The organism is Scopulibacillus cellulosilyticus, assembly GCF_042665295.1.
GTDB lineage: Bacteria > Bacillota > Bacilli > Bacillales > Sporolactobacillaceae > Scopulibacillus_A > Scopulibacillus_A cellulosilyticus.
The window spans coordinates 1-14,162 of the sequence record NZ_JBHTCO010000039.1 but is presented as its reverse complement, the minus strand read 5'-3'; the positions used below and the strand labels follow the sequence as shown (position 1 = coordinate 14,162).

General features: G+C 38.5%; 14 protein-coding genes and 1 pseudogene. 6 read left to right on the top strand and 9 right to left on the bottom strand.

All coding sequences use genetic code 11. From position 1 onward, the window contains the following. Window positions 1-104: 104 nt before the first annotated feature. Window positions 105-1,559 carry a sigma-54 interaction domain-containing protein gene (locus ACFQRG_RS17765; RefSeq protein WP_380968591.1) on the bottom strand — a complete coding sequence of 485 codons (1,455 nt, stop codon included), beginning with the start codon at window positions 1,557-1,559 and terminating at the stop codon, window positions 105-107. A gap of 230 nt (window positions 1,560-1,789) precedes the next feature. On the opposite strand from ACFQRG_RS17765, the gene ACFQRG_RS17760 reads away from it, so the two are divergent. Further along, window positions 1,790-2,968, top strand: a complete 1,179-nt coding sequence (locus tag ACFQRG_RS17760; RefSeq protein WP_380968589.1) for an iron-containing alcohol dehydrogenase — start codon at window positions 1,790-1,792, stop codon at window positions 2,966-2,968. 40 nt (window positions 2,969-3,008) lie between these two features. After that, window positions 3,009-4,343 carry an MFS transporter gene (locus tag ACFQRG_RS17755; RefSeq protein ID WP_380968587.1) on the top strand — a complete coding sequence of 445 codons (1,335 nt, stop codon included), beginning with the start codon at window positions 3,009-3,011 and terminating at the stop codon, window positions 4,341-4,343. A 134-nt stretch (window positions 4,344-4,477) separates the two neighbouring features. On the opposite strand, the gene ACFQRG_RS17750 is transcribed toward ACFQRG_RS17755, so the two are convergent. Continuing rightward, a complete protein-coding gene (locus ACFQRG_RS17750) occupies window positions 4,478-4,963 on the bottom strand; it encodes a hypothetical protein (RefSeq protein WP_380968584.1) in 486 nt (161 codons plus the stop codon). A gap of 17 nt (window positions 4,964-4,980) precedes the next feature. Then, on the bottom strand, window positions 4,981-5,520 hold the full coding sequence (locus tag ACFQRG_RS17745; RefSeq protein ID WP_380968582.1) for an NAD(P)H-dependent oxidoreductase: 540 nt from the start codon (window positions 5,518-5,520) through the stop codon (window positions 4,981-4,983). Between the two features lie 498 nt (window positions 5,521-6,018). On the opposite strand from ACFQRG_RS17745, the gene ACFQRG_RS17740 reads away from it, so the two are divergent. The 3 genes from ACFQRG_RS17740 to cls all read left to right on the top strand — a co-directional run bounded on the left by ACFQRG_RS17740 (window position 6,019) and on the right by cls (window position 9,215). After that, window positions 6,019-7,254, top strand: a complete 1,236-nt coding sequence (locus ACFQRG_RS17740; RefSeq protein WP_380968580.1) for a DNA polymerase IV — start codon at window positions 6,019-6,021, stop codon at window positions 7,252-7,254. Beyond that, complete coding sequence (locus ACFQRG_RS17735) at window positions 7,251-7,589, top strand: YolD-like family protein (RefSeq protein WP_380968578.1); 339 nt, start codon at window positions 7,251-7,253, stop codon at window positions 7,587-7,589. Before ACFQRG_RS17740 ends, ACFQRG_RS17735 begins: the two co-directional genes overlap by 4 nt. A gap of 174 nt (window positions 7,590-7,763) precedes the next feature. Next, window positions 7,764-9,215 (top strand): cardiolipin synthase, encoded by a 1,452-nt coding sequence (gene cls / locus ACFQRG_RS17730; protein ID WP_380968576.1) that lies wholly within the window; start codon window positions 7,764-7,766, stop codon window positions 9,213-9,215. Window positions 9,216-9,247: 32 nt separating this feature from the next. On the opposite strand, the pseudogene ACFQRG_RS17725 reads toward cls, so the two are convergent. The 3 genes and pseudogenes from ACFQRG_RS17725 to ACFQRG_RS17715 all read right to left on the bottom strand — a co-directional run bounded on the left by ACFQRG_RS17725 (window position 9,248) and on the right by ACFQRG_RS17715 (window position 11,563). Then, window positions 9,248-9,778 (bottom strand): annotated as a pseudogene (locus ACFQRG_RS17725) (DUF3189 family protein). Between the two features lie 223 nt (window positions 9,779-10,001). Beyond that, a complete protein-coding gene (locus tag ACFQRG_RS17720; RefSeq protein WP_380968574.1) occupies window positions 10,002-10,745 on the bottom strand; it encodes an SDR family NAD(P)-dependent oxidoreductase in 744 nt (247 codons plus the stop codon). Between the two features lie 65 nt (window positions 10,746-10,810). After that, window positions 10,811-11,563, bottom strand: a complete 753-nt coding sequence (locus ACFQRG_RS17715; protein WP_380968572.1) for an SDR family NAD(P)-dependent oxidoreductase — start codon at window positions 11,561-11,563, stop codon at window positions 10,811-10,813. 292 nt (window positions 11,564-11,855) lie between these two features. Here ACFQRG_RS17715 and ACFQRG_RS17710 point away from each other — a divergent pair, with 292 nt between their 5' ends. Then, entirely contained in the window at window positions 11,856-12,380 is a 525-nt protein-coding gene (locus tag ACFQRG_RS17710) for a GNAT family N-acetyltransferase (RefSeq protein ID WP_380968569.1), read from the top strand. Between the two features lie 35 nt (window positions 12,381-12,415). Here ACFQRG_RS17710 and ACFQRG_RS17705 read toward each other — a convergent pair whose 3' ends face one another. The 3 genes from ACFQRG_RS17705 to ACFQRG_RS17695 form a co-directional block, all read right to left on the bottom strand. After that, window positions 12,416-12,709 carry a HesB/YadR/YfhF family protein gene (locus ACFQRG_RS17705; protein WP_380968567.1) on the bottom strand — a complete coding sequence of 98 codons (294 nt, stop codon included), beginning with the start codon at window positions 12,707-12,709 and terminating at the stop codon, window positions 12,416-12,418. A gap of 23 nt (window positions 12,710-12,732) precedes the next feature. Further along, a complete protein-coding gene (locus tag ACFQRG_RS17700; protein ID WP_380968565.1) occupies window positions 12,733-13,380 on the bottom strand; it encodes an FMN-dependent NADH-azoreductase in 648 nt (215 codons plus the stop codon). Between the two features lie 401 nt (window positions 13,381-13,781). Then, window positions 13,782-14,018 (bottom strand): YuzB family protein, encoded by a 237-nt coding sequence (locus tag ACFQRG_RS17695; protein ID WP_380968563.1) that lies wholly within the window; start codon window positions 14,016-14,018, stop codon window positions 13,782-13,784. Between the last annotated feature and the right edge of the window lie 144 nt (window positions 14,019-14,162).

Below are 14,162 nucleotides of genomic sequence, written 5' to 3'. Positions count from 1 at the left end.
TGGTCTTTATTAAAGCCATGAGATTTTTATTTCACTGATGGAAATTTTACTTTATATGGATTAAACATTATGGAAAAGTAATGTTGTCATGACTTTTAACTTCATTATGAAGGATGATAAGTAATCCCCAACCTTTCCATTTTCCTAATGAGATTTGCATGGTCTATATCGAGTTGTGAAGCAGCGGCTCGTATACTTTTTGAGGATTTTAAGGCCATTAAAATAACTCGGGTTTCAAATTGTTTCATTGCTTCTTTCAGACTGAAATTTTCAGTTGATGGTGTTCCTTTAATCAACTTTAAACCTTCTTTTTCAGTTGATGATAGTTCTAATGCCCAAGCATTTTTGATATGCTCTGGCAAATCGCTTGGTGAAATAGATGTCGTTGAAGTCGATATAACGAGAAATTCTATAATATTTTTTAGTTCACGTACATTTCCGGGCCATGAATAGTTTTTTAAAATAGATAAAGTTTGCGGCAAAAGTTGTTTTTCTAAATGGTATTCATTACAAAAGTTTTGAAGGATTTGTTCAATTAAGGGGCCAATATCTGATTTTCGTTCATGCAATGGAGGGATTTTCAGATGTACGACATTAATTCGATACCATAGATCCTCACGAAATTTTTTCTCCCTTACCAATTGCATTAAATCTTGATTTGTTGAACAGATGAGTCTAAAGGAAAGATGTTTAGGTTTAGTATCGCCGATACGGGTAATTGTTTGATCTTGAATGACACGCAGTAATTTTACTTGAAGAGTTAAGGGAAGTTCACCGATTTCATCCAATAAAATTGTCCCATTATTAGCTTGTTCAAAAAAGCCCGGTTTTCCTTCTTTTCTTGCACCTGTAAATGAACCGCTTACATAACCAAACAGTTCTGCCTCAAATAATTCAGGCGGAATAGCTGCACAATTTACTTTAATGAATGGCTTTTCATTTACAGAACTCAACTGATGAATCAGGTTTGCCAAGACTTCTTTACCTGTTCCCGAGGGACCGGTAATTAATACAGGTGTAGGAAATGATGATATTTGCTTGATACTCTCTATTATTTTCCGCATTTGTGGACTTTTAAATACGATAGTAGAAGCGTCCTGATTTAGTGACAAGGAATATTCAGGAAACTTTTTGTTAATATGCTCAACCTTTCTAAGTTGATTTTGTAAGTGGTTTAAATAGGTAAGATCTCTAACACTTGTGACTACCATCTTAACTTCTTTTTCCTCATCAAATACCGGTGTGGCAGTGGCAACGAAATATTTACGCTTTTTAATTTTTTGCATAATCGTTGTCGTTTGTTTTGATTGTAATGCCATGTATGCTGCTGAGCGGTCAAAGTAATCTGAAAAAACGAGATCTCTTATGTTTTTCCCTACTACTTCTTTGCGTGAAATCCCTGTCATTTCCTCATATGCTTTATTGACTTCTAAAGTAATCCCTTGATTGTTTACAACATAAAGACCGTCTGACGAGAAATTAATAATAGTGCGAAGCTGTTTATTCTTTTCTTTTAATCGTGAAATCTCATCCAATAAATCTTGATTGGCTAAATCCATAATTTAAGATTCACACCCCTTAGCTAAAACTGTTGTTATTTATACACCATTTATGGTGACAAACTAACACCATTTCTTATTAATAGTTTATCCTATATTTTGATTTTATCAAATATTTAATATTGGCATAATATTTGCAATGGTAAAAGTATAGTCGCGATCCTTGTTTAATAATTTTCATAGGCATAAGTGTTAGATTGGAACTTCTAAAACCAAATGGAGGGGATTATATGTCTGTACTTGATTTACCACGTCAAATCTATATTGAAAGCGGTATCTTAAACCGTTTGGATGAATTTGTCGTTGCAAACGGAGGGAATAGGGCATTTATCATCATGGATTCTTTTTTAGTCAATTCATGTCATCTTGACGAAAAGGTAAAAGAAGTATTAACAAAGAAGGGTTTAGAATGTACTTTCTTTAGTAATTATTCTGGAGAGCCGACAACAAACCATGTTAACGATGCACTTGAACAATTAAATGGCTTCCATGGTAATTGCATCATTGGGGTCGGCGGCGGAAGTGCGATAGATTTAGCTAAAGCTGTTTCATTATTTGGTATGAATCCTAACATGAAGTGGTCTGATATTATAGGTGAACCGCGGCTAAACAGACTTCCTCTTATAGCTGTTCCAACAACAGCAGGAACAGGCTCCGAAGCGACGAAAGTAATGGTTATAACGAATATTGAAACAAATGTTAAGATGAACCCGGGACATCCTCATTTAATTCCAGATGCCGCTATTTTAGACCCGGAACTTACGTTGAGTTTACCACGGAATTTTACAGCCTATACAGGTATTGATGCACTGACTCATGCAATTGAAGCCTATGTTTCCAATCGTGCGACACCCATGTCCGATCTTTTTGCTCTTAAGGCCATTCGTATGATTAGCACAGCTTTACCTAAGGCTTGTCTAAATGGAAGGGATATAGAGGCTCGGAAACGCATGAGTTTAGCTAGTTGTTTTGCAGGGATTGCTTTTTCAAACTCATCTACAAATTTAGCTCATGCAGCCGGCCGGCCGTTAGGTGCACGTTTTCATATTCCGCATGGATTGAGCGTAGCACTTTTGCTGCCTTTCGTCATGAGATTTGGTCTCGATGCTGCAAAAGAACGTTATAAAGATATAGCGGTGGCATTAGGGGCAGATCCATCAAAAACAGGTGATTTGGCTGAAAGCTCTATAAGAATCATTGAAGACTTTAATTCCAAATTCGGTATTTGGGCAGATGGACAAAAATATATACAACCACAAGCGTTAATTGATGCAGTTCCAACACTTGTTACTGATGCCATGTCAGGGAATGGTATATCCACAAACAGAAAGATACCCGCTTATCACGATATAGCTGTAATCTATAACATGCTGGTAGAAAGATTATCAAAAACCTCTACTCCTATTTAAATTCAGAAGGTCTAATCTAAATAAAGAGAAGGAGAATCTTATGAGTATCTCTGAAAGAAAAATGCTTAAACGTGTGGTAGGTTCAAGTCTAATTGGTTCGGTTATTGAATGGTATGATTTCTTTCTGTATGGTGTTATTGCCGGTATTGTATTAAACAAACTTTACTTTCCGGCAAATGATCCCTTTATTTCTACATTGCTTGCATATGTAACCTTCGGTGTCGGTTTTGTTACACGTCCATTAGGCGGTATCATCTTCGGTCATTTTGGAGACAAAATTGGTCGTAAAAGCATGCTGATCATTACTTTAACAATGATGGGTTTAAGTACGGCATTGATAGCTTTGATACCAACATATAGACTGATAGGTATTTGGGCACCTATTCTTTTGCTTTTATTACGTATTATTCAAGGCATTGGCTTAGGCGGGGAATGGGGAGGTGCTGTTCTTATGACATTTGAGCATGCACCGCGGTCTAAACGAGGTTTATATGCCAGCTTGCCGCAAATAGGGCTGTCCATTGGTCTATTATTATCATCTGGCGTTGTAGGGTTGCTGTCATCATTACTGTCAAATGACCAGTTTATGACCTGGGGATGGCGCGCCGCCTTTGGACTAAGTACTGTTATGATATTTTTAGGTTTATGGATCCGAATAAATGTGTCGGAAACACCCGAATTTCAGAATGTTAAAAAGTATAAGGGTGAATCTCGTATTCCTTTTGCAGAGATGTGGCGCAAACATACCGGAAACATTATCGCTGGTATGGGAGCAAGGTATATTGATGGGGTTTTCTTTAATATTATGGGCGTTTTTTCAATCACTTATCTTACAAATACCGTTCAAATCTCCCGTTCTACTGCTCTTTTGGGGGTTTCGATTGCCGCATTTGTGATGTGTTTTTTCATCCCGCTTTTTGGCCATATTTCAGATCGCATCGGGAGAAGCCGGACATATTGGTGCGGCAGTTTGATTACCGGTTTCTCTGCAGTGCCTGCTTTTTGGTTGATGTCTTCAGGCGGAGGCAACACTCTGTTGATTTGGCTCGCTGTAGTTATTCCCCTCGGGATTTTCTATGCAGCTGTCTATGGTCCAGAGGCTGCGCTGTTCGCCGAATTATTTGATGCTCGAGTAAGGTATACAGGAATGTCATTTGTTTATCAATTCTCCGGTATTTTTGCAAGCGGATTAACTCCAATCATCGCTGCAACGTTACTTAAACTTAACAATGGTTCACCTAAATTACTTACTCTATATATTGTTTTTTCTGGTATTATTAGTGCGCTTTCTGCATTTTGGATATACACCCGTAAAAATCGATTAATAAAAAATAGTGATTCTGAGGATATTGAAATATTAGAATTAAAAAAGTAATACAAATGTTAGAAGGGGATACCATGAATATTTTAAATAAGAGCTATTATGGTTTAAAAATAGTTAAAACACAGTTAAATTCTTTACGTTCATTAAAAAATACCCCTGCCAAATTGCAGGGGTGTTTTTTGTTTTTATTGTTTTTTTGATAACGAGCGAAGTGCTTCACGATAATCGGAGTCACTGCTTGACCCTTTTTCTTCCTCGATTTTTTCTTCAGGGCTTGTTTGCCCGGACATTAATTCCCGAAGTGCCTCCCGGTAATCTTTATCGCCGCTTCTGTTATTTTTATTTTGTTGATTGCTGTTATCATTTCTAGGTATATTTTCAAAGTTCCTTTGTTCTTCTGCAGCAAAAGCCGGCGCATCATTAAATGTTTCGCTTTTTTCTTCTTTTATGGTTTCATCAAACATTTTCTCTTCCTCTTGAATATTGTTAGAAGCGGCTTCAGAATAGTTTGATGGCACATCTCTATGCTCTGCAGATACTCTTTCCTCTGCAGCTTGTCGTCCTTTATTGTCAGGTTTTGAATCGTTTTTTCTAAATGCAATAATATTGTATGTCATTAATAAAGCTAATGCGATAATGACAACAATAACCCAAATGACGAAAAATAACATACTCCTCACCCCGGTATTTAAGCTTTTTGTTTTCTAGTTACTTCAGCCACACGACGTCCAAGTGCTTTTCCTAAAGCAAGGTCATTTTCTGAAGGCATGTTCGGCGGGGCATCAGCACTGTACTCAACGGGACAGGTTATACCTACACCATAGTAAGAACCATATAATACATTTTCAGGGACATTAGCCGGGAGGCCGACGATAATCATACCATTATGAAGCATTGGGGTAATCAAATTCCAGAGTGTCATTTCAATACCGCCGTGATGGGTTGCCGTTGTACAGAAGACAGCACCGACTTTATTTATTAATTCACCTTTCGCCCATAAGTATCCTAATTTATCGATCCATTCTTTTAATCCGGAGCTGATTGAACCGAAGTGGCCTGGACACCCCCATATAATTGCATCCATATTAGCAAGCTCCCTCACGTCAGCTTCTTTAACATGTCTTAAATAGACGTTAGATCCCGGGTATTCGCCGGCACCTTCTGCAATAGCTTTTGCCAGTACTTGAGTATGACCGTCTTCACTGTCATAAACAACATAAATATTCATTTTCATGTCTCCCCTTTAATACATAACAAAATTATTTTTTGCTTTGTCGATTGTTTCGTTTGCGACTCAGGATAATATTTAATCCTGCAATAACGATTATGGCGCAGACTATATAGACGATAAGAAATGAGGACATTGACTGCCGCCTCCCTAACTGTAAATCTGAACCTTATTATAATATTTCCCAATCATTTAAAACAACTCATTTACATTTTAGACTTCCAACATATGCCTTTATACCTATTACTTTAGTTAGCATGATAAATAGTTTGTATGCGAATTAACCACAAAGTCCATTATATAATATGTCATGTGGGAGTCAATGAAAAAGTGTGTAAATAAAGGAGAACACAGTATTTAATTCCATTTTTTTCAAATTAAAATAAAAAACATTTATTTACCAGTATAAAACGAACACTCATTCGTATAAAATAAATATATGACAGGAATATACGTTCCTTTGGTAAAGAGATTTATACCTTGTGAGGTGGAGGCAACATGGCGCAGAAGGCCATTCTTCTCGTTGATATGCAATCTTTCTATGCTAGTGTCGAAAAAGCAGATCACCCTGAGTTAAACGATTACCCGGTAATTGTTTCAGGTGATCCGGAAAGAAGGTCGGGCGTTGTACTGGCTGCATGTCCTCTTGCGAAAAAACGTGGTGTGAAGAATGCTTACCGGCTTTGGGAAGCGCAGCAGCTTTGTCCGGAAGCTGTCGTTGTTCGTCCGCGCATGCAGCGCTATCTGGATGTTTCAATGCAAATTACAGATATACTTGAGCGATTTACGGATATGGTTGAGCCTTATTCGGTTGATGAACAGTTTATGGATGTCACAGGCAGCAAGCGTCTTTTCGGAACGTCTTTTGAAATCGCCCAAAAAATTAAGGACGCTATTAAGAAAGAAACAGGTGTAAATGCCCGGTGCGGTATAGGGCCTAACAAAGTTCTCGCGAAAATCGCTTGTGACAATTTTTCAAAAAAGAACGATACCGGTATATTCGAACTTAATCAAAATAATATGAAGCAATATATGTGGCCATTGCCTGTTGGTGCGATGTTTGGCGTTGGCAGCCGCATGGAAAAGCATCTTCGGCGGCTGGGTATCTCAACAATTGGCCGGCTGGCAAATTACCCATTAGAGATTTTGAAAAAAAAGTGGGGAATTAACGGCCAGGTGCTGTGGGAGACAGCAAACGGTGTCGACCGCTCACCGGTTTTGGCCGCATCTCATGAGGGGCAAAAAGCCATTGGGCATGCGATGACGCTTCCAAGGGATTATCAAGATTTTGAAAAAGAAATTAAGGTCATTCTTTTAGAACTTTGTGAAGAGGTATGCTCCAGGGCCCGAACTTCCGGTGTGATGGGATATACCATTTCCACGGGGTGCCAGGGGGCAAACTACGATTCACCTGCGGGCTTTTATAGGCAAACAACCCTTATAAACCCTACAAATAACACAATAGATGTATTTCATGAGGCAGAGAAATTATTTTTAAAATTTTGGGATAGACGGCCGGTTCGCAGGCTAACTGTTAACCTTTCAAATTTATGCAGTGATAAAGTGCGGCAAATAAGCTTTTTTGACAGCTATGACTCGCGAAGGGAGATCGGTTATACAATGGACCAAATTAAGCAGCGGTACGGCCCGGATGCTATCATTAGGGCAATCTCCCTGACTGAAGCCGGTCAAGCAGCGGACAGAGCGAAAAAGATTGGGGGTCATTATAAGTGAATCATTATCTTGAACGCGGAAATAAGCTTTGGGAGGGCTCAAGGATGTTTCTTCCGGAACATAAAAAGGCTCTATCAGAACGGAGAAAAAATCAACAAAAAGCGATTAAGCCAATATTAGATGAACAGAAACTCGAGGAATTAAATCAATGCATTTGTTATGCCAAAAACAATAACTTACCCGTCTGTGTCGTTTATTTTCAAAATGGTACTCTCCATAAGGCGAATGGTTATATAGATGCTTTTTACGAAATCAGTAAAGAATTGCGCATCACCGGTAATTCAATAAAATCTTTAACATTGAAGGTCGCAGATATTCTTGAGGTGCAGCTGTGACAGGAGTCTCTGAAAAGAGAAGAAGCCGCTTACAGAGAAGCAGCGATTTAAAAATCCTCTTACTTGATAAAATAATCATTTGTAGTAAACACTAAGTCATCAACTATGGTATTCTTGTATAGTACAAATCCGCTAAGATATAGAAGAATAAGCGACTATAAAGGAAGGAACTTGATGAGCCTAGTTATAACCATTTTATTTATTGTCACTTTAGTTTTAAACATATCATTAGCCGCAGCTATTATTTTTCTTGAAAGGCGTAACATCGCTTCAACCTGGTCATGGCTAATGGTTTTAGTTTTTATTCCGATTATTGGATTTATTATTTATCTTATATTTGGACGAAACTTAAGCAAGAAAAAAATATTTCATTTGTCCTCCAAGGAAATTGATGAAATACAAGAAATCATTCACAAGCAGGAAGATGAGCTGAGAAATGAGTCTTTTCAGTATAATGATCCTTCAATAGCGGAATATGAAGAAATGATTTATATGAATCTTAACAAAGGGCATTCAACTTTTACTCAAGATAATCATATTGAAATATTTACGGACGGGCGGAAAAAGTTTGAAGCTCTGTTTGAAAGTCTTGAAAAGGCCCGGGAGCACATTCATCTGCAATATTATATTATTAGAAATGATGATCTTGGAAAAAAGCTGGTCAATGTCCTGACTAAAAAAGCCAATGAGGGTGTTAAAGTCAGAGTGCTCTATGATGATTGGGGAACGAGGCTTCCAAGGCGCTTTTTTAAAGATTTAAAAGCTGCAGGCGGAGAAGTGGCTGCCTTTTTTCCATCGAAAATTCCTTATTTTAATATCAAATTAAACAACCGGAATCACCGCAAAATTGTTGTGATTGACGGTGTGTGCGGTTTTCTGGGCGGATTTAATGTAGGTGAAGAGTACTTAGGATTAAGGCAAAAATTTGGTTACTGGCGCGATACCCATTTAAAAATATGCGGAAGTGCTGTTCATGTACTGCAGACCCGCTTTTTCCTTGACTGGAATAACGCGTCGCATCAACATTTGCTGCAATTTGATCAGAAATATTTTCCTGAAGTTTTAGTTGAAAAAGGGCAAGCAGGGATGCAAATTGTTTCAAGCGGTCCCGATTCAAAATGGCAGCAAATTAAAAATGGCTTTATTAGCATGATCCACTTAGCAAAAGAAAGTGTATACATTCAAACCCCTTATTTTATTCCAAGTGACAGTGTCATGAATGCATTGCTTATTGCGGCTCTTTCGGGGGTTGATGTCCGGATTATGATCCCTAATAAGCCGGATCACATTTTTGTTTATTGGGCGTCTTTATCTAACATTGGCGAGTTACTGGATGCAGGGGTTAAATGTTATATTTATAATGAAGGCTTCATTCATGCTAAAACAATTGTCGTTGATGGAAAAATTGCCTCTGTTGGAACAGCAAATATTGATGTCCGAAGTTTGAAATTAAATTTTGAAACGACCGCATTTATTTATGATTCTAATGTTGCCTTGCAGCTGCAAAATATTTTTGAGCAAGATTTAAAGAAATGTTGGGAATTGACGCTGGAAATGTATGAGCATCGCCCGCGGCGGGTTAAGTTCAAAGAGTCAGTTTCGCGGCTTTTATCTCCTATTTTATAAAGAAAACTTGGCAAGCGCCAAGTTTTTTGTTTTTAAGCTTTGTCAATAGCTGAATTCCCCTTAAAAGCTTTATTATCCAAAATTTCAATTTCAGAGTCTAATGTCCGCCCATATTCCTTTGTGTGGTTAACAAGGTTAATAATGTTCTGATGTGCTTGTTTTGCTCCAGTAACAAGCAAGGGGACACCAATAAAATGAAGTTTAACGCCTCTTGAGAAAAATCCGCCAAAGGTCATAGCTAAAGGAACTGTTGGAGAGGTATTTGATATCACAATCGGCTCTTTGGCTGCTTGAGTGTCTTGAAGGATAAGAGCCAAATGGCGAAGCGCAGGTACTAACGCTTTTGAGTTCCCTCTGCCAAGTGTATAAACTTTATTATTGTCTTCATCAACGCCGTGTAAATAAAATTTCCCTCTATCTTTATAAGTTAATTTATTAAAAATATCAACGCGGAGAATTTCTTCTTTTGTTGGTTTTCAATCCCGCGGTAATTTATTAAGATGATAGGCCGCTGCCAGCGCGGATGAATGCGTACCGCCGAAGCAATTATAGATATATATCAATCTTGAGTACCTTCCTTCTTAAAAAGGATTTCCGAATGAACGAAAACATAGAGATATATGAGTTATTATTTTGTCCAATTATGGTAAATTTTATTTTAAGTAAAATGAGGATCTCATTGATAAATTAAGCGAAGCGGATAGTCCATTAGGCGTCTTTTAAAATAAAAACAAAGCAGTGCTAAATCAGACTGCTTTGTCGGGATAAGGGGTCTTTTAATTTAAATTAATGTGCGGTATAGCCGCCATCAACAAGAAGGGTTGTACCATTAACAAAACTGGCATCATCACTTGCTAAAAATAAGACAGCCTTTGCAATTTCCTCCGGTTTTCCAAGCCTGCCTTGCGGATGAAGCGAAGCTAAGTATTCTTTATTTTGAGGATCAACATTTGAAAGTAATGGTGTATCAATATAACCGGGGCAGACAGCATTAATACGAATACCATCTTTTGCATAAGCCGTACATAAGTTTTGAGTTAAAAGCTTTACACCGCCTTTGGCAGAGGAATAGGCAGTTGGATCCGGCAATGCAACAAAACTATGAATAGAACCGGCATTAACAATGACACCGCCAGTGCCTTGTTTAAGAAACTGCTCAATCGAATATTTATCAGAGAGAAATACGCCTGATAAGTTAATATCAATCGTCCGTTTCCATTTTTCGTAAGATAATTCATGTGCAGGTGCGTCATCGGCGACGCCGGCATTTGCGTACATGATATCCAGCTTACCGTATTTATTGACGGTTTTATTGATCATCTGTTTAATATCTTCTTCTTTTGTTACATCCGTTTTAACAAATAACGTATCAAATCCATTTGAAGTTAATTCTTCTGATACATTTTTACCTCGTTCTGAAAAGTCGGCAATCACCACTTTTGCACCTTCTTCAGCAAAAAGGCGAACAGTCGCTTCACCAATTCCGCTTGCTCCGCCTGTGACGATGGCTACTTTATCTTTTAATTTCATATTAATCCCTCCATTTATCATTAAATTCAAGTCAATATCTGCTTTTATTCATTGATCAAATTAATTTAACGGGCCGTTGCACCGCCATCAATCACAAATTCCGCACCCGTCGTATAAGATGATTCATCAGAAGCAAGAAACAGGACTGTATTTGCGACATCCTTAACCGATCCCAGATGTCCCATAGGGAATTCTTTGCCGAGCTGTTCTTTTGTATTTCCGGTCACTTGGGAAGCATAGTCTGCCATTCCGGTATCAATATATCCCGGATGAATGGAGTTAACCCGGACGCCTGACTCAGCATACTCCATCGCCGCGTCTTTAGTCATGATACGAACAGCGCCTTTACTTGCACCATACAGGACATGACCTGGGGCACCCATCAAACCGGCAATGGAAGATGCATTAATCACTGAACCTTTATTTTGTTTGGCCATCAGCGGCATAATATGCTTCATGCCTAAGAATACGCCGGTCACATTAATAGACATCAGACGATTCCATTCTTCAAGTTCAATGTCTGCAACTGGTTTTATAATATAAATGCCGGCATTGTTGAAAAGAACGTCAACTTTGCCAAAAGTCTTTATTGTTTCCTCTGCAACCTTTTTCCAGTCTTCTTCTTTGCTGACATCATGTTGGACGAAAAGTGCTTCTCCGCTGTTTGCTTCAATATCTTTTACTGCTTGACTTCCGGATTCTTGATTGATGTCAGTAATAACAATTTTTGCTCCTTCTTTAGCAAATAATAGGGCGGTTTCTTTACCGATTCCAGTACCGCCGCCGGTGATGACAGCTACTTTATTTTCAAGTCTCATGACAAGCACACATCCTTTTAATATTTAAAGTTATGTTTTAAGTAAAGGTAAAAGAGGTTCTTATTATTTCCAGCCGGCTTATAATGATTCACCAACCTGCTATACTTCCATCTATATTAAAAAAAGGAGTATTTTCATTAAGTTTCACTTTATAAGTAAGTGTCCATAGGCTTATACATAATTATGATATTTAATATTATTTTTACATCCAAATAATGGCTTGCATATAAAAACACTGTTATAATGGAAAAAATATAAAAGACAGAATGTCTATGAAAGAGGGGAGAAAGGGATGATTGAAACCAAAAGGCTCGTTTTCAAAGAGTATACAATGGATGATTTAGATGCATATGCGTCGCTGTGGGCGGACCCTGAAGTGGTTCGCTATATTAATAATGGCGAGACGAAAACGCGTCAAGAGGCAGCACAAAGCTTAAAAAACTGGATTTTGCCAAGTTATCATGATGGGCTGGGGCTGTTTGCGGCCGTCCTTAAACAAAGCGGGGAAATCATTGGCCATACCGGGCTTGTTGTTCAAGATGTAGAAGATAGACAGGAACTTGAGCTGGGTTACTGGCTGGCCCGAGACTACTGGGGGAAAGGGCTTGCGGTTGAATCGGCTAAAGCATTTAGGGATTATGCGTTTAATCAATTAGGACTGCACCGTCTTATCTCACTCATTAATCCTAATCATCCCGCTTCTATATTTGTTGCCAGAAAAACAGGAATGACCTATGCCAAAACGGTAACGTTTAACGGCCACACTGCACTCGTCTACGCTATTGAAAAATCATCTTTCAACCCTAATATGCTATAAAAATAAGAAGAGAAAGAGGAGAGCCTCTTCTCTTCTTATTTGCCGGAAACCTGAAAGTCAATTTCATCTTTTTCTTGACTATAGTCGAGGGTAAGATCCCGGCCGTCAAGGTACCAAAGCTCATCTTGTTCTACATAAAATGTAATGCCGTCAGCTATAGTGGAAATCCCAATATTTTTTGGCTCATCTTTAACAATGCCCATAGAGAATGCGGCATGAATTGTGCTGTCTCCTCCATATCTGACAAATAGTTTGATCTGGTCTCCTTCTTCAAAGTCCCATTCTTCTTTAAACCAGGTAACGGCTGCAGGAGTTACAGTAAGTTTCATTATCTATCCTCCAAACTTTTAATTTATACAGTTAAGGCGTTGGCTAGGAAAGATTTTGCAGCTTTTTCGGCCTTTTTCTTAGCTTCTTCCAATAAAGATGAAGATTTCTCCGGAAAAGCGTTCATGCCTTCGACAACTAAATGATCATAGTCTGTAATTCCGATAAATGCCATGACGCTTTGTAAATATTTATTTGTAAATTCCATATCTGCCGCCGGGCCTTCCGAATAGACGCCGCCGCGGGATTGAATGTGCAATACCTTTTTATTTTTCATTAATCCTTCCGGACCTTGAGCCGTATAATGGAAAGTTTTCCTTGCTATAACAACATTATCGATATAAGCCTTTAACATTGGCGGAAAACTTAAGTTCCACATAGGTGTTACAAATACATAGGCGTCTGCAGATATAAACTGCTCGAGAATTTCTTCCATACGATTAATCGCTGTTTGTTCATTTTCATTAAGCGGGAGGTCTTTACCTGCTTTTTCCCATGCGGAAAACACAACTGTATCAATAAGGGGGATATGCTCCTTATAAAGATTCACTCGCTCTATTTCGACATCAGGGTTTTCGCGTTGCAGTGTTTCTGCAAAATGTTCACCAACCTGCAGACCGAACGAAGCTTCGACTGGTTTAGGATTAGCTGTTATATAAAGTACTTTAGTCAATGTATTTCACTCCTGTAATAATTTAAGATGGTGCAAGGTTTAATCTTACTTAACTTACATTTTGTAAGCAATGATGTCAATTCATTTGCTTTAATACTTAAATGTCTGTTCAAAAAGGAGGACAAAAAGAACCGACACTGGCTAAAAACGTCACGTCCATGTGACAACGCCAGTACTAGCACGTCCTGTGCGCCGGAAGTTCAACGACAGTCTCGAGGATCGAAGCGACGAGCAAAGCCTCTCGCGATAACTGCGAGTTGCGACGAGAAGTTGGCGATGCGTCAGTGAATATCCTGCGGCGCAGGAGCACAGATACATCTCAGAATTTGCTTGAGGACCGGAGAGACCGAGTGACGAAGAAATTCGACAGTTATTTTTCCCGGACTTTTTGAACAACCTTTTTAAAACATAGGATTTTCTTCCAAAAATTTATAAACATTTTTCACAAGCTCTTCCGGTGTATTTCCCGACACGTATTCGCCGTTAACAAGTGCATAGGGACCTTCCAAACAATAATCACAAAAATTAAGGCAGTCATATTCAATAACATCAAGATTAGGGTCTTTTTCTAATTCTTCGAACGCATCCCATGAACCGCTGGCTAAATTACTCATGCAAAATTCAATAATTGGATTCAAAGCTTGTCACCTCAATTCTAAGAACAAAATCGCTAGCGCGACTTAATTACTTCCCAAGTGTAGCCTTATCACTTGGGATTCTTTTTTGCTCGTCGCATAGTACCTTCACAAAAAGGACAGACTACCTCTACTTCTTCATGTTTT

Excerpts from the sequence above, each read along its gene's own strand:
- cls (WP_380968576.1), top strand. The coding sequence starts at position 7,764 with ATGAGCCTAGTTATAACCATTTTATTTATTGTCACTTTAGTTTTAAAC.
- ACFQRG_RS17705 (WP_380968567.1), bottom strand. The coding sequence starts at position 12,709 with ATGAAACTTACTGTAACTCCTGCAGCCGTTACCTGGTTTAAAGAAGAA.
- ACFQRG_RS17710 (WP_380968569.1), top strand. The coding sequence starts at position 11,856 with ATGATTGAAACCAAAAGGCTCGTTTTCAAAGAGTATACAATGGATGAT.
- ACFQRG_RS17760 (WP_380968589.1), top strand. The coding sequence starts at position 1,790 with ATGTCTGTACTTGATTTACCACGTCAAATCTATATTGAAAGCGGTATC.
- ACFQRG_RS17750 (WP_380968584.1), bottom strand. The coding sequence starts at position 4,963 with ATGTTATTTTTCGTCATTTGGGTTATTGTTGTCATTATCGCATTAGCT.
- ACFQRG_RS17720 (WP_380968574.1), bottom strand. The coding sequence starts at position 10,745 with ATGAAATTAAAAGATAAAGTAGCCATCGTCACAGGCGGAGCAAGCGGA.
- ACFQRG_RS17715 (WP_380968572.1), bottom strand. The coding sequence starts at position 11,563 with ATGAGACTTGAAAATAAAGTAGCTGTCATCACCGGCGGCGGTACTGGA.
- ACFQRG_RS17765 (WP_380968591.1), bottom strand. The coding sequence starts at position 1,559 with ATGGATTTAGCCAATCAAGATTTATTGGATGAGATTTCACGATTAAAA.
- ACFQRG_RS17745 (WP_380968582.1), bottom strand. The coding sequence starts at position 5,520 with ATGAATATTTATGTTGTTTATGACAGTGAAGACGGTCATACTCAAGTA.
- ACFQRG_RS17755 (WP_380968587.1), top strand. The coding sequence starts at position 3,009 with ATGAGTATCTCTGAAAGAAAAATGCTTAAACGTGTGGTAGGTTCAAGT.
- ACFQRG_RS17740 (WP_380968580.1), top strand. The coding sequence starts at position 6,019 with ATGGCGCAGAAGGCCATTCTTCTCGTTGATATGCAATCTTTCTATGCT.